The organism is Nonomuraea montanisoli (assembly GCF_013363975.1).
Classification (GTDB): Bacteria; Actinomycetota; Actinomycetes; order Streptosporangiales; family Streptosporangiaceae; genus Nonomuraea; species Nonomuraea montanisoli.
The window spans coordinates 285259-310778 of record NZ_JABWGN010000002.1 but is presented as its reverse complement, the minus strand read 5'-3'; the positions used below and the strand labels follow the sequence as shown (position 1 = coordinate 310778).

At 68.0% G+C, this 25520-nt stretch carries 27 protein-coding genes and 1 pseudogene; 17 read left to right on the top strand and 11 right to left on the bottom strand.

Annotated elements, in window-relative coordinates; genetic code table 11:
• Nucleotides 1-35 precede the first annotated feature (35 nt).
• Complete coding sequence (locus HTZ77_RS04935; RefSeq protein ID WP_235994323.1) at nucleotides 36-1043, top strand: DMT family transporter; 1008 nt, start codon at nucleotides 36-38, stop codon at nucleotides 1041-1043.
• An 85-nt stretch (nucleotides 1044-1128) separates the two neighbouring features.
• Here the strand turns inward: HTZ77_RS04935 and HTZ77_RS45815 are convergent.
• Nucleotides 1129-1698 (bottom strand): annotated as a pseudogene (locus tag HTZ77_RS45815) (methyltransferase domain-containing protein); the annotation flags it as partial.
• A gap of 138 nt (nucleotides 1699-1836) precedes the next feature.
• Between HTZ77_RS45815 and HTZ77_RS04925 the strand changes: the two are divergent.
• From HTZ77_RS04925 to HTZ77_RS45810, 3 genes are read left to right on the top strand one after another with little or no spacing between them, the layout of a single operon-like run.
• Nucleotides 1837-2499: a nucleotidyltransferase domain-containing protein gene (locus HTZ77_RS04925; protein WP_175588217.1), complete on the top strand. Its 663-nt coding sequence runs from the start codon at nucleotides 1837-1839 to the stop codon at nucleotides 2497-2499.
• Nucleotides 2496-3245 (top strand): nucleotidyltransferase domain-containing protein, encoded by a 750-nt coding sequence (locus HTZ77_RS04920; protein ID WP_328808417.1) that lies wholly within the window; start codon nucleotides 2496-2498, stop codon nucleotides 3243-3245. Before HTZ77_RS04925 ends, HTZ77_RS04920 begins: the two co-directional genes overlap by 4 nt.
• A gap of 30 nt (nucleotides 3246-3275) precedes the next feature.
• A complete protein-coding gene (locus tag HTZ77_RS45810; RefSeq protein WP_235994322.1) occupies nucleotides 3276-3968 on the top strand; it encodes a DUF7737 domain-containing protein in 693 nt (230 codons plus the stop codon).
• A 3-nt stretch (nucleotides 3969-3971) separates the two neighbouring features.
• Here HTZ77_RS45810 and HTZ77_RS04910 read toward each other — a convergent pair whose 3' ends face one another.
• A complete protein-coding gene (locus HTZ77_RS04910; RefSeq protein ID WP_175588216.1) occupies nucleotides 3972-5141 on the bottom strand; it encodes an FAD-dependent monooxygenase in 1170 nt (389 codons plus the stop codon).
• Between the two features lie 132 nt (nucleotides 5142-5273).
• On the opposite strand from HTZ77_RS04910, the gene HTZ77_RS47300 reads away from it, so the two are divergent.
• Nucleotides 5274-5399 (top strand): hypothetical protein, encoded by a 126-nt coding sequence (locus tag HTZ77_RS47300; RefSeq protein WP_268959908.1) that lies wholly within the window; start codon nucleotides 5274-5276, stop codon nucleotides 5397-5399.
• Nucleotides 5400-5548: 149 nt separating this feature from the next.
• Here HTZ77_RS47300 and HTZ77_RS04900 read toward each other — a convergent pair whose 3' ends face one another.
• Entirely contained in the window at nucleotides 5549-6532 is a 984-nt protein-coding gene (locus tag HTZ77_RS04900; protein ID WP_175588215.1) for a hypothetical protein, read from the bottom strand.
• Nucleotides 6529-7029, bottom strand: a complete 501-nt coding sequence (locus HTZ77_RS04895; protein WP_175588214.1) for a SigE family RNA polymerase sigma factor — start codon at nucleotides 7027-7029, stop codon at nucleotides 6529-6531. The genes HTZ77_RS04900 and HTZ77_RS04895 overlap by 4 nt, the downstream gene beginning before the upstream one ends.
• A 282-nt stretch (nucleotides 7030-7311) precedes the next feature.
• Between HTZ77_RS04895 and HTZ77_RS04890 the strand changes: the two genes are divergently transcribed.
• Nucleotides 7312-9549: an Orn/Lys/Arg family decarboxylase gene (locus tag HTZ77_RS04890; RefSeq protein WP_175588213.1), complete on the top strand. Its 2238-nt coding sequence runs from the start codon at nucleotides 7312-7314 to the stop codon at nucleotides 9547-9549.
• 21 nt (nucleotides 9550-9570) lie between these two features.
• Here the strand turns inward: HTZ77_RS04890 and HTZ77_RS04885 are convergent, their stop codons facing one another.
• Nucleotides 9571-10086: an NUDIX domain-containing protein gene (locus tag HTZ77_RS04885; protein WP_175588212.1), complete on the bottom strand. Its 516-nt coding sequence runs from the start codon at nucleotides 10084-10086 to the stop codon at nucleotides 9571-9573.
• A 62-nt stretch (nucleotides 10087-10148) separates the two neighbouring features.
• On the opposite strand from HTZ77_RS04885, the gene HTZ77_RS04880 reads away from it, so the two are divergent.
• Nucleotides 10149-10508, top strand: coding sequence for a hypothetical protein (locus HTZ77_RS04880; protein ID WP_175588211.1), 360 nt, complete (start codon nucleotides 10149-10151; stop codon nucleotides 10506-10508).
• Between the two features lie 125 nt (nucleotides 10509-10633).
• Here HTZ77_RS04880 and HTZ77_RS04875 read toward each other — a convergent pair whose 3' ends face one another.
• Nucleotides 10634-11005 (bottom strand): DUF5997 family protein, encoded by a 372-nt coding sequence (locus tag HTZ77_RS04875; RefSeq protein ID WP_175588210.1) that lies wholly within the window; start codon nucleotides 11003-11005, stop codon nucleotides 10634-10636.
• Between the two features lie 54 nt (nucleotides 11006-11059).
• On the opposite strand from HTZ77_RS04875, the gene HTZ77_RS04870 reads away from it, so the two are divergent.
• On the top strand, nucleotides 11060-11812 hold the full coding sequence (locus HTZ77_RS04870) for a LysR family substrate-binding domain-containing protein (protein WP_175588209.1): 753 nt from the start codon (nucleotides 11060-11062) through the stop codon (nucleotides 11810-11812).
• Nucleotides 11813-12588: 776 nt separating this feature from the next.
• On the opposite strand, the gene HTZ77_RS04865 is transcribed toward HTZ77_RS04870, so the two are convergent.
• Entirely contained in the window at nucleotides 12589-14169 is a 1581-nt protein-coding gene (locus HTZ77_RS04865; RefSeq protein WP_175588208.1) for a vWA domain-containing protein, read from the bottom strand.
• 1015 nt (nucleotides 14170-15184) lie between these two features.
• Between HTZ77_RS04865 and HTZ77_RS04860 the strand changes: the two genes are divergently transcribed.
• Nucleotides 15185-15634, top strand: coding sequence for a PASTA domain-containing protein (locus HTZ77_RS04860; RefSeq protein ID WP_175588207.1), 450 nt, complete (start codon nucleotides 15185-15187; stop codon nucleotides 15632-15634).
• 46 nt (nucleotides 15635-15680) lie between these two features.
• Here HTZ77_RS04860 and HTZ77_RS04855 read toward each other — a convergent pair whose 3' ends face one another.
• Nucleotides 15681-16148, bottom strand: a complete 468-nt coding sequence (locus tag HTZ77_RS04855) for a hypothetical protein (protein ID WP_235994321.1) — start codon at nucleotides 16146-16148, stop codon at nucleotides 15681-15683.
• A gap of 321 nt (nucleotides 16149-16469) precedes the next feature.
• On the opposite strand from HTZ77_RS04855, the gene HTZ77_RS04850 reads away from it, so the two are divergent.
• Nucleotides 16470-16790 (top strand): hypothetical protein, encoded by a 321-nt coding sequence (locus tag HTZ77_RS04850; RefSeq protein ID WP_175588206.1) that lies wholly within the window; start codon nucleotides 16470-16472, stop codon nucleotides 16788-16790.
• A gap of 681 nt (nucleotides 16791-17471) precedes the next feature.
• On the opposite strand, the gene HTZ77_RS04845 is transcribed toward HTZ77_RS04850, so the two are convergent.
• Nucleotides 17472-17870 carry a hypothetical protein gene (locus HTZ77_RS04845; RefSeq protein WP_175588205.1) on the bottom strand — a complete coding sequence of 133 codons (399 nt, stop codon included), beginning with the start codon at nucleotides 17868-17870 and terminating at the stop codon, nucleotides 17472-17474.
• 739 nt (nucleotides 17871-18609) lie between these two features.
• Here HTZ77_RS04845 and HTZ77_RS04840 point away from each other — a divergent pair.
• The 3 genes from HTZ77_RS04840 (at nucleotide 18610) to HTZ77_RS45805 (ending at nucleotide 19743) form a co-directional block, all read left to right on the top strand.
• Nucleotides 18610-18750 carry a hypothetical protein gene (locus tag HTZ77_RS04840; RefSeq protein WP_175588204.1) on the top strand — a complete coding sequence of 47 codons (141 nt, stop codon included), beginning with the start codon at nucleotides 18610-18612 and terminating at the stop codon, nucleotides 18748-18750.
• A gap of 243 nt (nucleotides 18751-18993) precedes the next feature.
• Nucleotides 18994-19191 carry a hypothetical protein gene (locus HTZ77_RS04835; RefSeq protein WP_175588203.1) on the top strand — a complete coding sequence of 66 codons (198 nt, stop codon included), beginning with the start codon at nucleotides 18994-18996 and terminating at the stop codon, nucleotides 19189-19191.
• A 273-nt stretch (nucleotides 19192-19464) separates the two neighbouring features.
• Complete coding sequence (locus HTZ77_RS45805) at nucleotides 19465-19743, top strand: tyrosine-type recombinase/integrase (protein WP_235994320.1); 279 nt, start codon at nucleotides 19465-19467, stop codon at nucleotides 19741-19743.
• Between the two features lie 1739 nt (nucleotides 19744-21482).
• On the opposite strand, the gene HTZ77_RS04825 is transcribed toward HTZ77_RS45805, so the two are convergent.
• Nucleotides 21483-22124: a 2'-5' RNA ligase family protein gene (locus HTZ77_RS04825; RefSeq protein WP_175588201.1), complete on the bottom strand. Its 642-nt coding sequence runs from the start codon at nucleotides 22122-22124 to the stop codon at nucleotides 21483-21485.
• Nucleotides 22125-22132: 8 nt separating this feature from the next.
• Nucleotides 22133-22933: a GntR family transcriptional regulator gene (locus HTZ77_RS04820; protein WP_175588200.1), complete on the bottom strand. Its 801-nt coding sequence runs from the start codon at nucleotides 22931-22933 to the stop codon at nucleotides 22133-22135.
• Between the two features lie 151 nt (nucleotides 22934-23084).
• Between HTZ77_RS04820 and HTZ77_RS04815 the strand changes: the two genes are divergently transcribed.
• From HTZ77_RS04815 to HTZ77_RS04800, 4 genes are all read left to right on the top strand, one after another.
• Nucleotides 23085-23408 carry a hypothetical protein gene (locus tag HTZ77_RS04815; protein ID WP_175588199.1) on the top strand — a complete coding sequence of 108 codons (324 nt, stop codon included), beginning with the start codon at nucleotides 23085-23087 and terminating at the stop codon, nucleotides 23406-23408.
• 308 nt (nucleotides 23409-23716) lie between these two features.
• Nucleotides 23717-23890: a hypothetical protein gene (locus tag HTZ77_RS04810; protein ID WP_175588198.1), complete on the top strand. Its 174-nt coding sequence runs from the start codon at nucleotides 23717-23719 to the stop codon at nucleotides 23888-23890.
• A 161-nt stretch (nucleotides 23891-24051) separates the two neighbouring features.
• Complete coding sequence (locus HTZ77_RS04805; RefSeq protein WP_175588197.1) at nucleotides 24052-24948, top strand: hypothetical protein; 897 nt, start codon at nucleotides 24052-24054, stop codon at nucleotides 24946-24948.
• A gap of 110 nt (nucleotides 24949-25058) precedes the next feature.
• On the top strand, nucleotides 25059-25520 hold the full coding sequence (locus HTZ77_RS04800; protein ID WP_175588196.1) for a hypothetical protein: 462 nt from the start codon (nucleotides 25059-25061) through the stop codon (nucleotides 25518-25520).

The following is a 25520-nucleotide window of genomic DNA, read 5'->3' as shown; positions in this document are numbered from 1 at the left end:
CCACAATAGCTTCCAAGGAAGCTACATTGTCTTCCATGGAAGCTACTTTGCGGTGGGCCCCGGTCACCGCGATCGCGCCGGTCGCGTGGGGCGCCACGTACCTCGTCACCCACCGCTACCTCCCCGCCGACCATCCCCTGTACGGCGCCGCGATCCGGGCGCTGCCCGCCGGGCTGCTGCTCCTCCTCGTCCGCAGGCGGCTTCCGCACGGGTCGTGGTGGTGGAGGTCGCTGCTGCTCGGCACGCTGAACATGGGCGCGTTCTTCGCCCTCGTCTACCTGGCGGCCCAGACGCTCCCGACGAGCGTCGCCTCGACCATCATGGCGACCTCGCCCGTGGTGATGATGCTGTTCGCCTGGGCGGCCCTGTCCGAGCGGCCGCGCGCCGCGCACGTGGCCGGGGCCGTCATCGGCATCGCCGGGGTCGGCCTCCTGCTGCTGCGCGGCGCGACGGCCGTGAACGCGACGGGGGTGCTGGCGTCGGTCCTGGCGATGACGATGTCATCGTTCGGCTACGTGCTGGCCAAGAAGTGGAGCGCGTCGGTGGACGTGTTCTCGCTGACGGCGTGGCAGCTCGTCGCCGGCGGCGTCGTGCTCGTCCCCGTCGCGGTCGCGGTCGAGGGCGCGCCGCCGGCGCTGGACGGGCCGGCGCTGCTCGGGTTCGGGTTCGTCACAGTGGTCGGGACCGCGCTGGCGTTCGCCGCCTGGTTCACGGGGCTGCGGCACCTGAGCGCGGGGACGGTCGGCCTGATCGGCCTGCTCAACCCGCTGACCGGTGTCCTGCTCGGCACGGTGGTGGCGGGCGAGACGCTCACGGCGCAGCAGGTCTGCGGGCTCGTCCTGGTCTTCGCGGGCATCCTGCTCGGCCAGCCGGTCGCGACGCGCCTGCTCGCCCGGGTCCGCGCGCCGCGCCTCGCGATCAGCCGGGCGCCTCGGCCGTCACCAGGAACAGCAGGAACGACGCCAGGAACGGCCCCGACCGCAGCTCCTCGATCCACTCCTCCGCCGCCGCCGGACCGAGAGCGCCGGCCCGCGTCGCCCTGACGACGGTACGGCGCAGCCCGAGCATCCGGTCGGCGGTGTCGAAGTCGCGGAACACCGGCGTCACGGCGGTCACGGACAGCACGCTCAGCCCCGCCTCCTCGCACATCCTCGCGAGCCCGCGGCCGACGGCCGCGTTGCGGATGCGCTCGGTGGTGACGAAGCGCGTCAGCCGGCGGCTCATGGCCGTGTCGCGGGAGTCGACCAGCAGGCCGTCCCAGTCGGGCTCCGCCATGACGATCCGCCCGCCGGGACGCGCCACGCGCCGGAACTCCGCCAGCACCCGTGACGGGTCCTCCACGTGCTGGAGCACCCGGTCCGTCCGGGCCCGGTCCACGCTGCCGTCGTCCAGCGGGAGGGCGTGCACGTCGCCGGCGCGGATCTCGACGCCCGGCCGGCCCTCCAGCCTGGCGCGCGCCTCGGCGAGCATGGCCGGGTCGTGGTCGACGCCGATGACGCGGCCGTCCGGCGCGACCGCGTCCGCCATCGCCCCGAGGTCCGTGCCGGGCCCGCAGCCGAGGTCCACCACCGTCTGGCCGGGCCGCAGGCCGAGCCGGCGCAGGATCCGCCGCTTGTAGGCCCGGCCCGGGGCGCTCGCGGCGACCTGGTCGAGGTAGTCGACGGGATCGGGTGGCTTCACGTCATGATTGTCGATCATGACGGGGAGCCAAGCACATCGCCGTGGCGTTCCCGCAGGGAGACGGTGCAGCCCCTGCACGAAATTTAAGGACATTTCGCAATACGCCCCGGTACGGTGATCGACCACGAGCCCCCGACGAAGAAGCCGGCACCCACCATGACCTCCCGCGAAGACCTCCGCCTCGGTGACGACCTGATCCTGTCCGTCGTCACGGGATCACGCGCGTACGGCCTCGACACGAACGGGTCCGACACCGACCGGCGCGGCATCTTCGTGGCCCCCACCCAGGACTTCTGGCGCCTGTCCAAGCCGCCCACGCACCGCGAGGGGCCGCTGCCCGAGCAGTTCTCCTGGGAGGTGGAGCGGTTCTGCGCGCTCGCCCTCGCCGCCAACCCCACGGTGCTGGAGTGCCTGTGGTCGCCGCTCGTCGAGGTCTCCACCCCGTACGGGGAGCGGCTGCTCGGCCTGCGCGAGGCGTTCGTGTCGCGGCGGGCGCACAGGACGTTCGCCCGATATGCCGACGACCAGTTCCGCCGCCTCGACCCGGCCGCCCCGCGGTGGAAGCAGGCCATGCACATGATCAGGCTGCTGCTGAGCGGCCTGAACCTGGTCCGGCACGGCGAGCCGCTGGTGCGCATGGACGCCTTCCGTGACCGGCTGCTGGCCGTCCGGCGCGGCGAGACGCCGTGGGCGGAGGTCGACGCCTGGCGCGTCACCCTGAACGCCGAGCTGGCCGCCGCGCCCAGCGTCCTGCCGGCCGAGCCGGGCCGGGAGCAGGTGGAGGAGTTCCTGATGGACGTCCGGAGGGGGCACCTGTGAACCCGTCGAGCTTGCCGGACCTGCCCGCCTGGCTGCCGGAGGTCGCCGGGGAGCAGCCGCACCCCCTGGCGTTCGCCACGGTCAGCGGCGCCCACCTGTACGGCTTCCCGTCGGCCGACTCGGACGTGGACCTGCGCGGCGTGCACGTGCTGCCCGCCGAGCGGGTCGTGGGCCTGCGCACCGGCCCCGACACGCTGGAGCGCACCTGGACCCGGGAGGGCGTCGAGGTGGACCTCGTCACCCACGACCTGGCCAAGTTCTGCCGCCTGCTGCTGAGGCGCAACGGCTACGTGCTGGAGCAGCTCCTGTCGCCGCTCGTCGTGGCCGCCTCGCCGCTGCACGAGGAGCTCGTCGCGCTCGCCCCCGCCTGCCTGACCCGGCACCACGCCCACCACTACCTCGGCTTCGCCAGGACGCAGTGGCGGCTGTCCGAGAAGACGGGGCGGCTCAAGCCGTTGCTGTACACGTTCCGGGTGCTCCTGACCGGCCTCCACCTCATGCGCGCCGGGGAGGTGCAGGCCGACCTGACGCGCCTGTACGCCTACGGCCCGCCGTACCTGCCGGACCTGGTCGCCGCCAAGCGCGAGGCCGAGCACGGCGCGGCGCCCCCGGTGCCGGGCGCGGCCGAGGACGTGGAGCGCCTGAGCGCCGCGCTGGCGGAGGCGCGCGACTCCTCCGCCCTGCCGGAGGAGCCGACGGCGCACGACGCCCTGCACGACCTGGTCGTACGGGCCCGCCTGGCCTGAAGGAACAGCACAGAAGGAACGGGAGGTCCCGTGGCATCGGTGACCTTTCGCGACGAGACGGAAGGAGGTGGCCCGCCACAACGCCGCCGCGGGCTCGACTGGAAGCGGCGGGCCGACCCCGTGGTGTCCTTCGTCAAGCTGGTAGTCGAGCTCGGCGCGCACGAGCTCGGCGCGCTGCTGCCCGCCGCCTACCGGGTCGTCACGAGCTCGGGCTACTCCATGTCGGCCCGGTTCAGGGTGGAGGAGGAGACCAAGGAGCGGCAGCCGCTGTTCACGCCCGAGGCGTGCCTCGACCTGTTCGACGCGCTGGTGGAGGGGTTGGCGCGCCGGAAGTGGGCCGACCTGTGCGTCGGGATGGGCGCGCTGGTGCGCTGCCCCGGCGGGGCGCCGTTCGACCGGCTCGCCGGCCACAGTCCGTGCCGACCCGCAGTGGACCGACCGGGGCCTCGACCGGTTCGCCGACCAGTGGCGGACCGGCGCGTTCGGGCGGCTGACGCCCGCGGCGACCTGCGCACCTACAAGATCCACCTGGGCTCGGGCGACATCCTCATGGCGCCCGACGACGCCTACCTGTGCGTCGTCCCCGGCGGCAGGGGCGACCACGTCTTCCTGCCGTTCGAGGAGGACGGCGGCATGCTGTCCGTCATCCTGTCCAAGGCCCTCCTCCTGGCCGCCGACTCCGCGATCACCGACCCCACCATCACCCGGCAGATCCACGGGTGACCGTCAGCGCCTGCCTCTGCGCAGCTCCCCGAGAGCCGTGGTGAGCTGGTTGAGCCGGTAGTACAACCGGGGCGGCAGGTGCGGGAGCACCCCGGAGTGCCGCTCGCTGAGCAGCACGACCAGTTGCTCCGGCGGCAGGTCGATGTAGCGGGTGAGGTCCTCGTACCACCGGGCGCTGTTGCGGGCCGAGCGCTGGGGCGCCACCAGCGCGGCCTTGCGCTCCCGCTCGTACCAGGCCAGGGCGGGCTCCAGCTCCGTGCCCATGTGCAGGGCGTTGACGAGGACCGCGGCGTCCGCCAGGGCCAGGGCGGTGCCCGCCCCGATCGAGTAGTGCGTCGTGTGCGCGGCGTCTCCCATGAGGACGACGTTGCCGCGGTGCCACGTGCGGTTGGTCAGCGTGCGAAAGTTCAGCCAGTGCGCGCCGCCGTCGGCGTTCGCCCGGCCGATCAGCGGGTGCCCGTCCAGGGTGTCGGCGAACAGCTTCTCCAGCAGGGCCAGGGTGTCGGCCTCGTCCGCCTGGTGGAAGCCGAGACCCCGCCACGTCTCCGGGGAGCACTCGACGACGCAGGTGCTGTGGCCGTCGCCGAACCCGTAGCCGTAGCACCAGATCCAGCCGTGCTCGGTCGGCGTGAAGGCGAAGACGAAGGCGTCGAAGGCCTTGGGGGTGCCGAGCCAGACGTACATGTTCCGGCCCACCTCGACCTCGGTGCCGAAGTGGTCGGCGTGGCGCTCCCGCAGGACGCTGTTGACCCCGTCGCCGGCCACGACGAGGTCGGCCCCGGCCAGCTCCTCCGCGTCCTCGCCGGGGATCTCGTGCTCGAACTCCACGCGGACGCCGAGAGAGCGAGCCCGCTCGGTGAGGATGTCCAGCAACCGGCGCCGGCCGACGCCGAAGCCCAGGTCCCCGTTCTCCACCGTCGCCGTCGCCCGGTGGCGCACGTTCACGACGAAGCTCTCCCAGCGGACCGAGCTGTCGAGGATGGCGGCCGCCGACTCGGGATCGGCACGCTGGAGGTGGTGGAGCAGTTCGTCCCAGTAGGTTACGCCCCAGCCGTACGTCGACCCGGCCGGGTTCCGTTCGTAGACGGTGATGTCATGGGACGGTTCCACCCGCTTCATCAGGATCGAGAAGTACAGGCTGGCGGGTCCCCCGCCGACACAGGCGACCTTCACACGAGCCCCCTCGGTCACGTAACGCGATCAATTCGTGACATAGAGTATCCGTGGAGATGCGCAATGAAGCGACCTCATCCGGGCGCGTCGCCGGTCAGGAGATGGCCAAGCCGTCACCCCGCACACCGCTCCATGGTCAGCTTCTCGGCGGCCGTCGACCCGCCGGGCACGCCGTGCGGCAACAGGCAGGGCGCCTTCTACGGCGTCCACGGCTCCTCCGGCAGCACCGGGCTCCTGGTCGCCCGGGCCTGGGGGTGAGCCGGATCATCGACGTCATCGAGCAGTCGGGCGGCGCCGTCCTCAGAGCGGACGCGACCGGCCAGGCCACCCAGCGACGGACCAGGTCATGACCGGAGCAGCGGACGCGGACCGGCCGGGTCCGGGCGACCTCGCCCGGACCCGGGGGTCTACGGTGTCGGTGCGGTCGGGGATGCGGTCACGGCCGCGGTCGGCTCCGCGGCCGGACCCCCGGTCGGCACCGCGGTCGCGGTCGGCGCCACAGTCGGACCCCCGGTCGGCACGGCGGACGCGGTCGGCGCCACAGTCGGACCCCCAGTCGGCACCACGGTCGCAGTCGGCGCCACAGACGGACCCCCAGTCGGCACCGCGGACGCGCTCGGGGCCGGCCGGTCGTAGATGCCGACGGCCCACCTGCTGGGCTGCTCGCCGACCAGCGCTGACAGCCGCCGGCGCACTTCAGGGTTCCCCAACGCCACGGACTGGGCAACCTCGTCGCAGTCCTTCCCCTTCATGCGCGGCCGACAGCCGTTGACGGCTTCGGCGACCTCCCGGACCGGGGCGTCCCCGGGAAAGACCCAGATCTGCATGGACTGCGGGCGCTTCAGCCAGTCGGACGGCACCGACAACTCGTCGTTGTGACCGCCTATCGAACCCTCACACCGCCCGCGCGAGCCGATCGGCTCGGGGCCGTTGCCCCGGTACTGGATGACGACCCAGGCACGCGGATCATCGCAGACCACTTTGTCCCCGGTGTAGACGCTGGTCGGTGTGAAGGTCACCTTCTGCATCCCGCCCACCGTCTCGAACCGCTGCGAGTGGATCAGATGAAGATCAAACTTCTTGGCCCCCAGGGCCACCTTCATCGTGTCGTCAAGCTCGGGCCCGGGTGTGACCCGCGCCGAGTCCACCGGCTGCTGGGCGACCGCCGCCCCTTCCCCTCTCTGCGCACCGGCGGGCAGGAGTCCCGTCAGCCCGGCCGCGGCGACGGCCGCGAAGGCCAGCGCGGTCCCGGCCGTCACGGCCCGCCGGGTACGGCGGATGCGGCGGCCCCGCCGTACGATCGCGTCGAGCCGGGCGGACGGCTCGCGACCGGCCCGCCCGTGGCCGTGTTCGTTCAGCAGCTCGCGCAGGTCGCTCTCGTTGTAACTCATCGCTGGACCCCCTCCAAGGTCATGGACTGGATGTCGGGATCGACGCGAAGACGGGTGAGGGCCCGGCTGAGCTGGCTCTTCACCGCTCCCAGCGAGCAGCCGACGATCTCGGCGACCTGGGCCAGCGTCCGTCCCTCGAAGTAGTGCAGGACGATCACCGCACGCTGGCGCGGGGACAGCGTGCCGATCGCGCTCCACAGCGCGGCCTGATCGTCCACCTCGGCGGCCGGGTCACGCAGGTCGGCCGTCTCCGGCAGCGTCGCGGCCGGCACCTCCCCGCGCCAGCGCCTGCGCCACCAGGAGGCGTGGGTGTTCACGATGATCCGGTAGACGTAAGGGTCGGGATTGCCCTCGATGCGTCTCCACGCGAGCCATGCCTTCGCCAGCGCGGTCTGCACCACGTCCTCAGCCGTGCCCCAGTCCCGGGTGAGGAGGTACGCCATCCGGCACAGCCGTAGATGGCGGTGTGCCACGTACTCGGCGAACCCGTCGTCCATCGATCATCTCCGTCTCGTCCATCTCCGTCTTGTCGTCGCTCCGGTGATGACTACCGCCTGGGGGGCGGGTTCGGATGACAGCCGGATCGCTCCGATCGCGCTCGCCGCGCGTGAGGACGCCCGCCGGCGGCGGCGCGGACACCGTGCGACCAGAGGCGCAGATCATCCCAAACTCCGACATTACGCTTCGTTGCCCTTCAACTCCATTGCGTTACCATGGGGAGGGGCCGGCATGACCTCGCCGACCCCTTCCGGCCCTTCCCCCGACCCCCGGAGTGCCGCATGGAGCGAACGGTTCTGGCCGCCGTCACCGAACGTCCCGACGCCGACTCGGCGCTCGCCGAGCAGATCCGCCGCGTCTGCGCGGCGATGGACGAGCTCGGGCTCCAGGTGCGCTGGACCCATCGCGCCGAGGACGCCCTGGCGGTGGTCGGGTCCGACGCCTCGCTCACGGCGGTGCTGGCGACCTGGGACGCGCCGGGGGCCGAGGAGTTGCTGGGCGCCGTCTCCAGGCGGTTCCGCGGGCTGCCGGTCTTCCTGATGACCCAGGAGCAGGAGCTCCCGCTGTGGGTGTACGAGGTCATCCAGGGCTACGTCTTCCCGCTGGAGGACACCCCGCAGTTCATCGCCGGGCGCATCGCCTACGCCGCCGACCAGTACGCCGAGAAGATCCTGCCGCCGTTCTTCGGGGCGCTGCAGCGCCTGCAGGACCATCACCGCTACTCCTGGCACACCCCGGCGCACGCCGGCGGCGTGGCGTTCCTCAAGTCGCCGGTCGGCCGGGCGTTCTTCGACTTCTACGGCGAGCGGCTGCTGCGCACCGACCTGTCCATCTCGGTCACCGAGCTGGGGTCGCCGCTCGACCACACCGGCCCCATCGGCGAGGCCGAGCGCAACGCCGCCCGCGTCTTCGGCGCCGACCGCACGTTCTTCGTGGTCAACGGCAACTCCACCGCCAACCGCATCGTCGGCCACCACGCCATCGCCCGCGACGACACCGTCCTGGTGGACCGCAACTGCCACAAGTCGGTCCAGCACGCGCTGGCCATCAGCGGCGCCCGCCCGGTCTACCTGGTGCCCGAGCGCAACGGGCTCGGCCTGGCGGGCCCGATCCCGCCCGCCGCGCTGGAGGCGGCCGCGGTCCGCGCCCGGGTGGCCGCCCATCCGCTGGCCGCCGGCGAGCCGGCGTACGCGGTGATCACCAACTCCACGTACGACGGGGTGTGCTACGACGCGGTGCGGGTCGGCCGACTGCTGGGCGCCAGCGTGCCGCGGCTGCACTTCGACGAGGCGTGGTTCGCCTACGCCCGGTTCAACCCGCTCTACGCCGGCCGGTACGGCATGGCCGTCGACGAGCGCACGCTGCCGGGCCCGGACCGTCCCACCGTGTTCGCCACCCAGTCGACGCACAAGCTCCTGGCGGCGCTGTCCCAGGCGGCGATGCTGCACGTCCGCCCGTCGGAGCGGGCGCCGGTCGACTACGACGCCTTCAACGAGACCTACCTCATGCACGCGTCCACGTCGCCGCTCTACCCGATGATCGCCTCGCTGGACGTCGCGGCGGCCATGATGGACGGCCCGTCAGGACCGTTCCTCACCGGGGAGGCGATCGTCGAGGCCGTCCGGTTCCGGCAGGCGATGGTACGGCTGGCCGCCCGCATCCGCGAGGACGGCCTGCGGCCCGAGTGGTTCTTCGGCGTCTGGCAGCCCCCCGCCGTCACCGATCCGCGCACCGGCCGGACCGTCTCGTTCGCCGACGCCGATCCGGCGCTCCTGTGCGCCGAGCCCCGGTGCTGGACCCTGGAGGCGGGAGCCGCCTGGCACGGGTTCGACGGCATGTCCGAGGGCTACTGCCTGCTCGACCCGGTCAAGGTGACGATCACCTGTCCAGGCGCCGACGCCGCCACGGGCACGCTCGACTGGGGCATCCCGGCCCGCGTCGTGGCCGCCTACCTGGAGCGGCGCGGCATCGTGGTGGAGAAGACCGGCGACCACACGCTGCTGGTGCTGTTCTCCATGGGGATCACCAAGGGCAAGTGGGGCACGCTGATCGACGCGCTCACCGACTTCAAGAACGCCTACGACGCCGACCTGCCGCTGGCGGAGGTGCTGCCCGGCTTCGGGCCGGACGGGATCTCGCTGCAGAAGTTCTGCACCCTGGTCCACGAGAAGCTGCGTGACTCCGGGGTCGGGAAGCTGCTCGACCAGGTCTTCACCACCCTGCCGGAGCCCGTGTCCACTCCCGCCGACTGCTACCAGGCCATGATCCGGGCCCGCACCGAGCGCGTCCCGCTGACCGGCCTGCCGGAGCGGGTCGCCGCCGCCACAGTGGTGGTCACGCCTCCCGGGATCCCCATGCTCATGCCCGGCGAGGCGACCGGCCCGGCCGACGGGCCGCTGATGACGTACCTGCGGGCTCTGGAGGACTTCGACCGGACCTTCCCCGACCTGGCCACGGACATCCACGGGGCCCACCGCGACAGCGACGGCCGGTACTGGGTGGAGGTCGTCAAGGACTGACCCGGGCCGCCGCCGGGGCCGTCACCCGGCAGCGACGGCCCGGCCGTGCTCCAGGTAGATCGTCTCGCCGAGCTCCCAGGCGGTCAGGGCCGCCCTGACCCGGCGGGCCAGCCGCTCGATCAGCAGATCTTCCAGCTCGTCCGCCGGGTGGAAGGCGTACGCGCTCAGCTCGCCGTCGGCGAACGTGATCCGCTTGAGTGTGTCCGCGTCCAGCTCACCACCGTCGAACACGAAAAGAATCTTGTCCCCCTCATCAGGATGGGGCGCCCAGTCGACCACGAGCAGCCGGCCGATGGGCGGCTCGATGCCCAGCTCTTCGCGCACTTCCCGCACGCATGCCTGATACGGGGTCTCCCCCGGCTCGACCTGGCCGCCGGGGATCTCCCGCTGCTGCTTGTAGGTGGGCTGCACGAGCAGCACCCGGCCTTCCGCGTCGAAGAAGAGGGCGCCTGCGGCGGCCCGGGCCCGGGCGAACGACGCCTCCTGATCGCCCTGCCCGGCCTCCTCCTCCGACGCTGATGCTCGTTGAGTGTCCATGCTCCTTAACTGCCCACGCTTGTCGGATTCCCATCCGGGGCCGCGGGTGGCAGGTGTCGTTCTTGACCTGCTGGCATGGCCCGGCCCGCATCCGCGCCGACGCCCCGTACCGGCCGCGGACGACCGGCACCCCAGCCGAGGGCATCCCTGGCCTGTCACCACGAGGCCGCTCCGCGGTCGCTCGCCTCGAACGCGAGCGCTATTGGCCGGGTGCTGCGGCAGTGGCGTTACGCGCCTGGTCGCTGTTCGTGCGCGACCCGAGGCATCGCCTCTTCGATCCCGCCGTCTCCTGTGGGGTGATGATCTGCTGCCCGGATCCCGCCGAACTGCGCGAGATCCTGCACGCCGTCGCGCATGTCCTTTCGAGGAAGGACGCACGTGCGCTCCGCCGCAGGATCGGGGAACTCGAGGACCTCTGGTAGACGCCGCTGACCAGTGACGGCACCGACCAGTGACGACGGCACCGAAGGGACGGCGCGTGCGAGTCTTCTCGACGGCCGGTTCGACGGGCTCGTCCAGATTCGGAGACGCGCCGAATCTCAGCCGTTCAGCGTTCCTTGAGGCGGAGTGCTTCCTTGCGGGTCTCGGCCTGGATGGACTGCTCGCGCTCCAGCCACTCAGGGTTCTCCGCCTTCAGCGTCTCGATCTCATCGGTGGTGAGCGGCTCGGTGATCCCACCTCTGGCCAGGCCGGAGATGGAGACCTTGAGCTTCGCGGCGACGACCTGCTTGGGGTGCGGGCCGTTACGGCGCAGGTCAACGAGCCAGGCGGGTGGCTTCGCCTGCAACTCGTTCAGCTCGTCCCGGGAGACCACACCTTCCTGGAACTCGGCCGGTGTGGCCGAGAGGAGGACACCCAGTTTCTTGGCCGCGGTCTCGGGCTTCATCGTCTGGATGGTCTTCCGCTTGGACGAGGTCATGTGCCAAGGGTAGTCAGTCCGAACGCGTTCCCCGGACATCGGTACCCTGAGGACGTGACTGATGGGGAGAGCGGCAGGACGTTCCGGCTGGCGTACGTGCCCGGCGTGACACCCGCGAAGTGGGTGAACGTCTGGACCGAGAGGATGCCCGACGTGCCGCTCACCCTGGTCGCGGTCCCCGCCGCCGACGTGGTGGGGCTCCTCCGCGACGGCGGCGCCGACGCCGGATTCGTCAGGCTCCCGGTCGACCGGGACGGGCTGAGCGTGATCCCCCTCTACGTGGAGACCACGGTGGTCGTGGTGCCGAAGGACCACGCGGTGGCCGCCGCCGACGAGGTGACCGTCGACGACCTGGCCGACGACGAGGTGTTCCATCCGCTGGACGACACCATCGAGTGGACGGACCGGCCCGGAACTCCCGCGTTCACGCGCCCGGCCACGACGGCGGACGCGGTCCAGCTGGTGGCGTCCGGCGCGGGGCTCCTCCTGGTCCCGCAGTCGCTCGCCCGCCTCCACCACCGCAAGGACCTCACGTACCGGCCGATGACGGACGCGCCGCAGTCTCAGGTCGCGCTGGCCTGGCCCACGGACGCGACCACCGACCTGGTGGAGGACTTCATCGGCATCGTCCGCGGCCGGACAGTGAACAGCTCGCGGGGCCGTACCCCTCCTCCTGCATCGGCTGCGGAGAAAACAGGACAGCGGAAGCCGCCGAAGCCCGCCCAGAACGGTTCCGGCCGCCGGGCCGCGACGAGCGGCCGTGGCGTGCCGAGCAACCGTCGAAGAAAGGGCAACCGGCCTCGGTGACCCGCAGCCCCGATCATCCGATTCGGAGCTCAAAGATTCTCCCTTGGACACCCACCCGTTGCCCACCCCCCGGGTGGGCCGTCTGACGTCCGCCCGCACACCATGACCCTCCAGGGAAGGCGGGCTTCGCCCGGCCCCGGCTGTCGCCCCGAGCAACCGTTCACACCCGCGATGGAGTAGCCGATCCCGCCCTGTCGCATATCGCCCGGACTTTTCTTCGGCGGCGCCACTCAGTTCGGCCGACACATCACTCGTACACGCGGCCGGCGTGAATCTGGAGGGCGAGACTCTGCCACGTCAACGGCTCAACGGCATCTTTGAACGGAGCTCCTTGTCGCATGCATGCGTCTCGTAGCCACGCCGCCCATGTCCCCAGGAAGTCGCCCACGTACATGTGAGTCCAACGGCCCTCGTAGTACTGGTTCCCCGTGTTCCGTTCGCACTCGCATTCAGCCTGATCTGCAGCGAAGTCACGGGCCATGAACTCAAGAAACGCGGCGAAGCCTGCGATGTCCTGGACTCGCGCCACCTCGGGAGGTGGATCAGGAAGGCTCATACGCGAAAGCGTAAACCCCGCGTTTGCTCGATCATCCCGTCGCCGCCATCCCACTCGGCGAAAGACCTTGCCTCCGCGCCCCCAGCCCTCCTGCATCCAGCGGGAGATCGCGTCTCCCACTCCTGAGCAGCCCCTCCGGAGAGCAGACGTGGAGCGATCTCACAGAGAAGGCGGCCCCGCCTCCCACAGGGAAGGCGGGGCGGCCGCGGCTACGTCAGGGTCAGAACGGCCAGTCGGCGTTCTTGCCGGCCTCGAGCAGAGGGATCAGACGGAACGCGGCGTCGGAGAGTCCGCCGAAGGTGTGGCGGTTCCACCCACCGGACGGGCCCTGGCCGTACTGGTATCCGGCAAGGTTCCACGTGTAGACGGGAACGTCGGCCGGGACCTGCGCGGTCGGGTCGGCGCCGTGATGGCCGCCCCACGCCTGCTCGTCGGTGACGATCACCAGGCGGTCGTGGCCGCGGTAGTGGGCGCGCACGGCCTCAGCGGTGTTGGTGCCGCCCAGGTCGCCGAACCGGTCCACGACCTTCAGCACCGACTCCCCCGCCCCGAACGCCACGGAGCTCGACCTGGTGCCGAACTCGACCAGGTCCGCCGACTCCGCACGCATCGCCAGCGCCACCCCGAACACCGCCGCGGAGTCCGCGCGGTTGAGCCCCGACTTTCCGGAGACGCCGCCGAACATGCTGCCGCTGCGGTCGACCAGGATCAGCGTGCGCCCCTTCAGCGCGGGCACGTTGGCCAGCGAGTGGCCGAGAGCTTGCTCCAGCGGGTAGGCCCACCGCAGCGACGGGGCGTGCTTGTACGCGGCGAGGAACCGGAACGGGAACTGCTTGGACCGGCGCACCTCCTCCGCACTGGCCAGCTTCGCCGCGACGACCGCGGCCAGTTCGTCGGAGACGCCGGCCTGGTCGAAGTTCCGCAGGTTCCGGGTGAGGGCCATCAGCCCCATCGTCGGGATGACGGACTCCCATGCCTGCTTGTCCATCGCGCCCTGCAGCCAGCCCGCGAGCGCCTCCCACGTCATGCCCGCGTCCGCGAGCGTGACGGCAACGGCATCCCTCACCCCGTTCTCCACGATCGCGCGACGCTCCGCAACCGGGATGGACATGAGGTGCGCACGCCGCTGAAGCACGCGGAGCGACTCCGGGATGGCGTTGTCGCGGTTGTGGCGCCGGTCGAGCGCGTGAGCGAACAGGTCGCCCTGCCACGGCTTGCCCGGATCGGGGCTGGGGTGGACGACGTCGATCACGTCGCCGAACCGGTAGCCCTTGCTGTCGGTGTCGTACTTGAGCAGGCTCCGCTCCGAGTACAGCCGCTGCACCGCGTCGGCGACGCCCCGCTTGACCGGCTTGGGGATGGCCCGGCCGTAGGTGGACGTCCAGTAGGCGAGCGCCTCGCCCGGCTCGTCCGCCCGCTGAAGCACCGAGTTCACGAGCTGCCGGTTCAGCCCGTGCAGGCCGGCGCCGAGCCGCGCCTTGACCGCCTCCAACGCGGCGACGACGGGAGCCGACCGCATGTTCGCCCCGGACCGCAGCCACGGAAGGAAGCGGGCCAGCCACTCGCCGTCCTCGATCGCGATCTGGTGGACCAGCGCGCGGAACCTGTTGTCCCGATCGCCGGCCTTCTCGTAGAAGGTGTTCTCGCCCACCATGTTGGTGATGGCGAGCAGGAACAGCTCGCTCCTGGCGTCGCGCGCGTACCCGGGAGCGCCCTCGTGGGTGCGGCCGGACGGCGTCTCCTCCGACTTGACCGGGCTGGAAACGGCCACCCTTGTGCTCGTGCCGTTGAACTTCGCCATGACGCGACGAGACCCCCTGCTCGTGGTTGGTCGAGAGGGGGCCTCGTTCAAGAGTTCGCGCCCGAGAACAAAGTCGATGAAGGTGACTGTTCGTGTGCTCTGCCATCTGAGCTACACCCCGGACAGGCCGGGGCGGCAGGACTCGAACCTGCGACTCCACCCTCCCAAAGGAAGTAACCCTCATCTGCGCACCGGACGTGCTCTGAAGTTGTATCCCTCCCGAGATCAAGGTCGGCGACGGAGACGTTGCATCCTGGGCCACTGGACGACACCCACCGAGATGGGCGGCGGGATTCGAACCCGCGTCGCTCCTTGTTGAGAGGAAGTAACCGTTGCCTTCGCACCGGGAAGGTGCATATCCAGTTGTGAGGGCTCAGAGAACAGAGACAGCACCGGGCCGGTTTCATTGGGAAGATGAAGGAACCGGAGCTTTCGCACCTGAGCCACGGTCAGCGTAACCCACGATTCAGCCGATTTCAGTGCAATTTCCGGGCGTCTCGCCTCGTCGGGGACGATCACCGCAGGTCACCTCACGTGCAGCGGGCTTTCCTGACTCCCACTCCGCTGACGATTGCGAGTTGACGAGCCTCGCTCGCCACGGCGCCGTGTGGGTCGAAACTGCCCGAGCATCCGGGGCTGATCCCGCCCGCCACACGCCCGAGCAGGCCGAGGTCTTTGCCGCGGTGTGGAGCCCGTTCCGCGCGTTCGTCGCCCGCGATGGTCCCGCAGGGATCGGGAGGGTGAAAAGCTCGCGCCTTGGGAACGCCGCCTTCCACTCCGCCACGGTGAGCGACGGCGGCCGGAGCCTCCTTGGCGAGGAAGCCCGCTTCGAGCTCGATCCGCTCAGGGGGACGGTACGTCGTCGGCCATGGCGGATCTCCCGGGTGTCGCGCATGGTCACAGCAGGCATCTCACATCCCCTGGAGCGCCAACCGAGCGCGACTCTACGACAACCACTGGTGACATGCCGTCGTCTCAGCATGTGCGTCCATCTCCCGAACCCGAGGACCCCACCATGCGTTCACACCACACCGTCTGGCCCGCGTGCGCAGCAATCCTCGCCACAGCCTTCCTGGCAGCGTGCGGTGCCTGCACTCCCCCGGCCACCCCCGCCGCGACGGTCACCGCGACGGTCACCGCGACAGTCCCAGCACCCACGGCCCCGGCCACCGTCACCGAGAGCCCGGAGCCCGCCGATCCCCCGAAGCAGAAGACAGACGCACCAGCCGCTCCGGCCGAGGAGAAGAAGAAGCTGCCCGACGTCGTCGGCATGAACCTGCAAGCCGGCCAGGACACACTCCAAGCGGCCGGCTTCTACGTGCTCAACGACAAGGACGCCACCGGACAGAACCGGTTCCAGGTGTTCGACCGTAACTGGGTCATCACCAAGCAGACCCCCGCCGGGGGTCGCACGGTGAGCACTTCCACCCTGATCACGCTCTACGCCAAGAAGATCGGCGAATAGCGCAACCCGCCACGAAAAGGGCAGTGGCTTCGGTCGGAGCTTGCTATCACCAACAGCGAGGGTCCCAAAGGCTGCTCCCGAGGTACTGGGCGTCCAGGTCGACAATCACGGTCTGGTATTCGTACCCGGCTTCTTGACGCGTTGGTTGCGTGTATCCCTGTTGCACCCATGCGCCGATCGAGAAGTCGGAATCAACCTCGTCAGCCTTAGCGATCGCGGCATTCTCGTAATGCTTCAGCACTTCCTCGACAGGCCTGTCCGTGATCACGTCGAATCGCACATGGAAGGTGCAGTCACCCGAATCGCCGCTCACCCTGGATTGCGGTCCGTAGAAGCTGGGTGCCGAACCTCCCGGTGGCGGCGGGTACTGTACGGCTCGATCTACGAGTTGCGACAACCGAAAGTCGTGCATCCAAGCAGGCGCCTTGAAGATTGCGTAGACAAGGAGCACCGGTGCCATCACGAGCAGCACCAGACGAAGCCGCAGCCAGCGACCCGACACAGTGATCGACATGATGGGCATCCTGTCCTACGGGCCGGATCCTTGACTACGGTTCGCTCCTGGGCATCTGCCTTGACCTGCCCGTTTGCCATCGTCCTCCCATGGGGAAGAGGGCCGGCCGCGGGGCGGTCCCGTTCGCGCACGGCATGGTCCCTTCGCATCTGCCCGGAGCCGGAGCATCCCCGCCGGAGCCGTGCAGCAAGGCCGGCCGCATGACTGCGCGCTCGTACGCTGACTGGCCCGTATACGGCCTGACCGCTTGTCGTGATCATTCCGGAGCCGACGCCCCCGCCGGGGTCATCGATGGACCGAACACTGTCAAGATGGCGGATCATGGGCGACCTTCATCCTCATGACCAGAACGCGCCAATCATTGCTGCCGTGGAGCGCTGGCAGCGTGATCGTGTTGGAGTGCTGGAAGCGGCAGGAATAGTCCTGACGACAGAAGGGCCGTTTGAGGCACTCGGCATGGACCCCGTCCACATCCTCCGATTGGAGAAGCCCCCATTGGAGATCGATGTCGCCATCTTTCGTGGCGGCATTCTGGACGTGACCCAGGTCAACCGGGACGACCTGTCACTCGATCAGAAAGGAGCTCAAGTCTCGTCGGCAGATGAGCTGGCAGCGGCGTTGGATCGGATCGCCGACTGCTAGCGGCGGCGGGTCGGTGGTCGGCGCGACGGCTCGGCGCGCCGCCGTTTGATCCTCATGAGAACAGCTTGGCAAGGCGGCAAACCCGTGAGGACGCGTCGCCTCGGCCGGACCACTCCTTGGCTCGGTGCAACAACCTGTCGGGTGTTGGACGCCCCGACTCCATGCTCCCCAGTGAGCACCGGCTCATTCAAGAGTTCGGCGTCTCCCGGCCCACGGGTGGCGGCGCTGCGGGTGCTGCGCGAGCAGGGCTGGATCAAGTCTCGGCAGGGCAAGGCCGCTTCGTGCGAGGCCGTCCGGCGATGGCGCCGGTGGAGTCCAACCGCCCCGGGCAGGCATACCTGACCACCCGGAGACCGGCCCCAGGCGAATTGGCCGAGGCGGGCGCGATCGCGCTGCCCAACCGAGTGGCGGCGCTGCTGTTGAATGCGGTGCCCAAGAACAAGGCGTTCCTCCACCGACCACTGGTCGTGCGCGAGGCGAGCCGAGTGAGTTTGTGTCGCTGTGACTGCCTATGGAGCTGTCGGAAGACGTCGATCTGATCAGCGGCGAGGCGTTGCCGCAGGGCATCCGGCGGCATCTCACGCTGCTGGCGTCTTCGGAGCGGTTCTAGATATCTCCGACCGGCCGTTGGTGGTGGTGGTGGTGGAGGAAGGAGGAGGAGGTGCTGGTTGCGGCGGATCGTCACGGGCTGGCGGACGCGTACCCGGTGCTGTCGGGGACGACGATGACTTGGTGTGCGTCTTCGTAGATCACCTTTCCGGGTTCTGCCGTCTCGATGCGCACGCATGCCACATCATGCGCGGCCAGGATTTCCAGGTAGCCGGTGAGGCGTTCGAGAAGATGGTCGGCTGAGGTCTTGAACCAGGCGGTGGCTCCGGGATTGTGGTCGCGGTCGTAGATGTGCGGGTCCACGGTGCTGGGGTCGATCAGGTTCGCGTGGAACCAAGCGTGACTCTCGGTCTTGAAACGTTCCTGCTCGGGCGAGAGGCGTCCTTGTTTCGCCAGGCCGTTGACGAGGCCGAAGATGCCGGGGTGGACGCCTCGCGCGTTAGGGGTGGGGCTCTGGAACCTGACGTACACCGGGCTGCGCCTCCCTGATCGCGTGGCCTTCTGTCTATCGGGCGAGCAAGAGGTTCGTCACATCGGCTATGTCACTTGGAATCCGAGTCATGGTTGCCACCTTCACCGCACGAGGTGACGCCGCATGACACGAGCCCACTCCCTCGACGCGCTCCACTGCTCCGTCTGCCACAGCCTCAACACGCTCTGGTTCTATCCGGCCTGCGCGCTGGTCGGGTGCCGGAAAGGCTGTCAATCCGCACACGTGACCGCCGACGAGAGGATGCAGGACCGACCGCGCCCCCTCCTCCGGACCGATTACCGCCAATGACAGTCTGAGACCTACACGGTGCATGGATGAGCAGCCATCGAAGCCTCTGGCAAGCATCAAGCCGTGGCCTGGCCGACTGCTCGGGGGCGACAGCGAGGCCGGGCGGAGCCCGGCCATCAGGCAGGGCGTCCGAGCGGAGCGAGGGCCATGGTGTGCGGGCGGGCGTCAGACGGCCCACCCGGGAGGTGGGTAACGGGTGGGTGTGCAGGGTGGGTGGTACTGGGTTCGAACCAGTGACCTCTCGCTGGTAAGGAGCCAAGATCAGCTCTTCGCCCCGTCTTACCTGGACCGACACAACCGATCAACGCTCACCCGCCAGGCTCCCGCGGACCTAATGGCACGCCAATGGCACGGCGATCATGGCCCTCCCCCACGTCACCATGCCGCCTGATCAGGGTTTCTCATCGTGCCGGGGCCAGCGAATGGCATATGACCATAGCCGGCATCGCACAGGGCCAGGTTCGCACGGCTCTCCTGCACCTGCTGGAGCTCGGGCTCATCTGCATCGACGAGGAGCGCCTCAACGAGATGCGCATGTACCGACCCTGGAGGGAGGAGGACCGTGGCTGATGAACGCCGCCAGCGCTGCGCCGACGCGATCCGCGACGGCGGGCAGCCCGCGGGAGCAGGGTGCCGGGCCTGCCGAACCGCGTACGACGTCCAGCAGTACGCCGACCTCACCCGCGCCCACCGAGCCCGTCAAGACGTACAGGAGAGCCCTGGTCAGCGCCCGCGCTGGAGACGACACCACATCCCGGCGAGCCTGAAAATCACGAGAAAACTGTCGGTGCGGCGCGGGATGATGCACCCATCATGGTCATCTCCCCGCCCTCACCGTTCACCGCCGTGCGCTCACCGCTCGGCGATATCGTCGTCTTCTACCTTGGCACCGAACCGCGACTCACGCCCGAGCAGGCTCTCGCCTTCGCTGACCAACTCCGCGATCTGGCAGCCGAATCCCTGCGCGTCGATTTGACCGAATCGCTGACCAACGTGCATCAAATGGATTGATCGTGGCATAACCAGCCCTCGAACGCCTCGCGCGTCGAGGGCTTTCGCATGTCCGCGGGAGGTCCTGCGTACGACGAAACCCGTCACGATCGACCAGGCCGCCGAGCGCCTCAACCGGCTCCCTCGCACAGTCCGCACGGGGGCGTCCCGCAACCAAGCTCGACGCCTCCTCAAGGTCGGCAAGGCGTCGTACCACGACGGGGACGACCTGGCTACGATCGCCCGTCACCTCCGTATCGGAGATCCTTTGCCGGCCACTCAGCACCGGACGCGTTGATCTTCACCGGCTCACGAGGCGGCAGCCTCCACCGCAGCGACTTCCGGCGCGCGGCCAAGTGGGACGAGAACACACAGAAGGTCGGCTTCTCTGGCCTGTACTTCCACGATCTCCGGCACACCGGCAACACGATCGCCGCCGGCTCCGGCGCGAGCCTCAAGGACCTCATGCAGCGGATGGGCCACGACTCCGTCCGCGCCGCCTTGATCTACCAGCACAGCACCGCACAGGCCGACCACGCCCTCCGGACCGATTACCGCCTATGGCAGTCCTGAGACCTGCATGGGCATGGATGAGCAGCCATCGAAGCGTCGGGCAAGGCATCAAGCCATGGCCTATCCGGTTGCCCGGGGGCGACAGCGGGGCCGGGCGAAGCCCGGCCTTCAGGCAGGGCGTCCGAGCGGAGCGAGGGCCATGGTGTGCGGGCGGGCGTCAGACGGCCCACCCGGGAGGTGGGTAACGGGTGGGTGTGCAGGGTGGGCGGTACTGGGTTCGAACCAGTGACCCCTCGCTTGTAAGCGTAGCTATTTGATCACTGGAGCTGGCGTAGTCACTGCTCGGGTCTATGTCTGGTGTGCACTCAGGTGCATGGTCATGCTGTGGTGGGCGTCTGTGATGTCACTCAGTTTGTCACTCAGCCTCTCGATCCCGTCTACAGTCATAGGACTCGTCAGACTCAGCGTTTTGATCAGTTCACGCAGGTTAAGGTGCGAGGCTCGTTCGGCCAATCGAGCCTAGACCGGGTCGCACTACTGCATGGCTCTCAGCCTGGCCCCTCCTTGGCTTTCAGCCAATCACGTCACTTGGACTCGGGTGTACTTGACAGCCAGGGCATTGGACTATTTGTTTCTCTTTTGACGTCTCATCACAGCGGGATTTCGCTGCAATTCGACCAAGAGGTCCTTTCGGAGCTGTTGCCCGATTGCCTCGTGTACGAGCTGCGTAATACCCCCTGCTTCTTCGATGCGATCCGAGAGATCTTTATGCTTTTTGATTTCATCGAAATCTTGACACCAGACTATGAACTTTTTTACTTCTTCCCGGACGTGCTCATGCTTGCATCGATGATAGTACATAACTAATCGACTATAGATTGGAGTATAGTTTTCCCTGTGTTTGGCGGTTTGCTTTTTTACTACGACATCATCTGGTTCAGCATCTTTGGAGGTTAGATGTTGAAGATAATCCCATTGCAAGTGGGAAAACTCCGTAACAGCCTGCTGCAGAGAGTGCAAGATCTCCCTATCCTCCTGGTAGAGCTGTATGCGTAGTTGATCTATGCGAGCGGCATGTTCACGCTTCCGGGTTCGCCGATCAGCTAGCCCCTGCCCGAGCATCGTAAGCAGAGAGCCTAGAGCGAGGGATGCGACAGGGAGTACCGTAGCTAGCCAATTCATATCCGTCGGAGCTGACACAAGCCCTCCTATGCTGGCTTTAGCCATGCAGTATATGAAACGCCGCTACAACAAGTGCTGGTTTTGTCCATCCCGTCTGCCGTCGACCCACTGCGGAGCGGCAGCGGGCCGGTGACGGAGGTGCAAGCCCGGCTTGACGTGTCCCTTCGCCTGGGCACCTTCCAGGGTGAGTGGATGCCCAGCGGTCACAGCCGGGCTTGCACCGGAGGAGGCGGTCTGCTGGGCTTGCCTGGGTCGATGGAAGACGGGATGGACACACCAGCCACCCCGCAACCCGCACGTGCGTGCGAACGCCATCCCGGAGCCGGAGCGCCCCCGCCGGAGGCATGCAGTAAGGCCGGCCCCGTGACCGCGCACGCGTGCGCTGACCGACTCGCCCTGTGACCGGAGAAGCGCGCTCCCCTGTGTGATCAGCTCTGTACTGTCGCATGGCGGCCCCTTCCACTCGTCCGCGCCAGCCGTCCGGCGTTTTGCGCGTCGCCGCCGGGAGCGAAGCGGGAGGTGGCGGCGTGCGCCGTGACGGCGGCGCGTGCGGCCCCTCGGGGCCGCCTTGAAGACGTACAGAAAGTTCTCACACAGCCACTTCGGCCGTGGCCTGATCAGGACGAGCTAGCACCGATGGGGATGCGGATGGCCTTGGTCCATTCATACATGCGTCGATCACGGTGAAACACCATGAGAGACACGTGCGAGATCGTGACTTGGACCGGGTCTACGTCCACCACTTCCAGGGCCTGAGCGATGTGTTCGGTTGGGCTGTCGGCGTTGACGTACGCGATGCTGACGTGGGGCCGATACGAGCCTGCGTCAGACTCGACAGCTTGAGCCGACGCGATGGCTGTACGGCACGCCGCCCGAAGGTCGGAAATTGGCGTAGCGGGTAGAGCTGGTAGGTAGATCGCTTCGGGCACGATGACCGGCCGGTGGAAGGTCACCACAGGGGGCGTGATTCGTTGTAGTTCTGACCGAAGCATGTCCTCGATCCTGCCTACACTCTCCTCGGAAACTTCGTCAGTAAATCCGATCCCTTGCATGGTGAGATGAAGCCAGGGGCGCGGGATGAGATCTAGAACGGGGAACGACTTAAGCGCTTCCTGGTAGCGATCAACCAGAGTATGTAGGTCGGGTTGATCTTCAAAGGAGAGATGGCAGGCGTAGTAGTGCCGTCCTTCTTGCCAACCGGGGCGCCACCACCAATGGTTACGAACCTCGGGTACGCGCTCGATCGTGGTGTGATCCATGATGATCCTTAGATGTCAGACGGTACGTCAGGCTGCTCTGCCTGCTGCGTGATCGGGTATTCGTCGATCACCACGATGCGATCAGCGGGCCAAACGGACTCCGAGACCTCCAATAGAGATCCGTCGTCCGCTCGTGCGACGTGGATGACATGGATGACCTGGGTACCGGTCGCAAGGTCAAGAAGATCGCTTTCGGTGGCGGTGGGGATCCGAACCAACCACTGATCGCGAGCATGGGCGTACTGCTTGCCGCTGAGATCTTCCATGCACAGGAAGAGTGCCTTGGGCACGACCTTGGGCTCTTCAAGGAAGCTGCCGCTTGCATAGTCCATCGGTAGGTAGCTTGCGCCGAGCTCCTCTGGCTTGCCAGTTTCGCGATCACGAAGAGTGCGGCGCCGGATGACCATTTCCGTTCCTTCGGCCAGGCCGGCCGCTTCAGCGATGTGCGGCGGTATCTGGGCGACGCCAGCGAACGTGATCTCGTGCTGAAGGTGCGATGTCAGGAGCTGCTTGTCGTCCCTCGCCCTGCCATACCTGGACCGGGAACGGCGCTGGAGGCGTCGGTTCTCCTTCACGAACGTTCCGACGCCTTGCCGGGACTCGATGAGTCCTTCGGCGCGCAGTAGGGCGACGGCCTGTCGCAGCGTCGGAAGACTCAGACTCGGAAGCTGAGATCGGAAGCGTTCCAGGAGCGATGTCTCTCCTGGTAGGCGGTCACCTGGCCGATAGACGCCATCTCTGATGTCGCGTCGCAGCTCGTCGGCGATTCGTTGATATTTGGGCGCCTTTGCGCCGAGTTGATCAGTCACGTGTTTCCTCTCTGGGCCAAGCATATTCCTATAGAGGACTTGACGAGAAGTGGAGGCCATGCGACAGTCCTAGCAGTGGTCCTATAGAGGACCTGTCCAGTAGGGGAGCGCATCCAGAAGTGGTGCGGCCCAAGACGAGAGGAAGGGCTCCATGAAGCTCTACGTGGACACGAGCAACAAGCAGGTGACGGTGTCGAAGGAGTCGGTCGAGAAGACCGACCAGAACGGTCGCCAGAAGACCGAGCGCGACACGGGCCGTCCGATGTGGTCGACGCAGGTGTTCATCCTGGACGAGGACGGTGGCGAGGTCATCACTGTCACTACGGCCGGTATCCGGCCCGAGGTGAAGGTGGGACAGATCGTCACTCTCTCCAAGCTGGAGGCCCTGCCCTGGTCGACCAACGGGCGCAGCGGCGTTGCGTTTCGCGCGACGGAGATCAAGTCGGCGACGGTTCCGGCGGCCAAGTCCGCCTGACCCGGCTCTAGACGCTCACGGTCTGCCTGAGGTGTCCGCTACGTGATGCCACGCGGAGACATCTCCGAGCATCACACCTGGCCAACGGCCATTGCTGTGCCGGGCACGCCTACCCGACCAAGAGAAGGACGTGCCCGGTCCTCTGCAAGAGGAGGAATCAGCATGTCAGCTTCGCTTTCCCGTGGCCAGTGGCCTGACGGGGCGAACGACAACACGAAACAGGAGCTCTTTTCCTGTTCATGCGGAGCGGTCAGCTCCAGCCCAATCAACCACAACCACAACGCACCGTGCTGAGCAGGAGGCTCACAATGCCGAAGAAGACCCAGTTCGCGGTCTATCGCACCAACCCCAACGCCAATTACACGATGGCGTACAACTGCGGCCAGTGCGGTGAACCCGTTGTCGGTTACAGCGACGACGAGTACGGGCTGTTCGTCGGGCAGTGCGGCAACGGACACAGCTCCACCGTCATGGCCAGCTGAAACGCTCTCCGCATTTTCAGGCGGGGCCGCCAATCTCCCCAGATCCGGCCCCGCCGCACTCACATCAACCCGACATCCCTTAGGAAGGACGTCGACTCATGGCCAAGACTAGCGGCCGTTCCCTGTCACGGCGAGCCTCCGGCCGCCGAGGCACCGTCACGGTGATCGAGGACCACGTCTCCCGGTCCTACACCCGCAACGCGAAGATCGCCTTCTGGGTGGTCTCCATCGTGGCCGGCCTCCTGGCCGCGACCATCCTGGCGGACAACTTCCACCCCATCATCGCGCTCATCCTGGGCGGACTCATCGGGGCACTGATTGCCCTGCCGATCGCCGCCGTGATCTTCATCTGGCCCGTGCTGCGGGTCATCCTGTGGTGGCTTCCCGAGATCCTCGCCGCCGCCGGCCTGGTCTACGGCTTCGTGATCCTGGCCCAGCACACCACCTTGACCGTGCGCCTGGCGATCGTCGCCACGGTGACGGTTCCGTTCGCGTTTCCCCAGGTCCGCCACCATGTCATGAAAGTGGCCTGGTGCGTCATCTCCCGGCACCGTCTGCGGACCTGCTTCGCCGAGTTCATCATCGGCAACAACCGCGCCTCGCTGCCGTTCGTCTTGTGGGCTCGTCCCACGCTCGTCGGCGAGTCGGTCTGGCTGTGGCTGCGTCCCGGCCTGGCCATGTCGGATCTGGAAGGCCGACTCGAACAGATCGCTGCCGCGTGCTGGGCCGACAAGGTCAACGTCGAGCGCGCTTCGCAGTCCAACTCCGCGCTCGTGCGGATCAACATCAGCCGCCGTGACGCGCTCACTGGACGCGTCGTCTCTCCGCTCACTGACGAGATCAGTGAGGTGGACGACCTGGTGAGTCAGCCGACGCTCGTCCTCGACACGGGGACTGGCGGGCTGGACCTGGACGACGTCACCGAAGCGTCCGTCATCGACACGCAGAAGAACACGACCAAGAACGGCCGGATCGACAACGGCAAGAAGCCTGCCCGGGATGCCGTCACCGTCCCGGCCGCACGCGGCGCGGAAGACATCAGCGACTACATCGACTGACGCAGTCGCTCCCGCCGTACTCACCACACCCGCTGGCGGGGCGGTCGAGCACTTCTCTCGCCCGGCCGTCCCCCGGCATCGCCATGCCCTGATCCGCGAAAGGAACGTCGATGGATCTCACCTCGCGTTACGAGATCAACCAGGAGATCGGTCACCTGTCTGAGCTGGCCCGCTACTACGACTATCACGGCCGTACGGACGTCGCTCAGCAGTACAAGCGGCAGCTCGCCAACCTCCAAGCCATGGTCGCGCGTGCCCAGCTTATTGACGGGCTGCGCGCCCTGGCCGACTTCCTCGACACCCACCCCGACGTGCCCACCAACTCCTGGGCCCACGTCAGCTACAGCGTCACCGCCAACGACGTGGACGGCGGAAGCGAAGACGCGAAGCGCGCGGAAGTCGGCCGCGTGGCCGCCATCCTCGGCGTCACTCCCACGCTGAGTGACAGCGGTTCGCACTACACCGCTCTGCGCACCTTCGGGCCGGTGGAGTTCCGGGCTACCGCCATCACCCAGGAGCACATGGCCATGCATGAGGCTTCCGGCACCTACTACGGCGCGGTCACGCCGTAG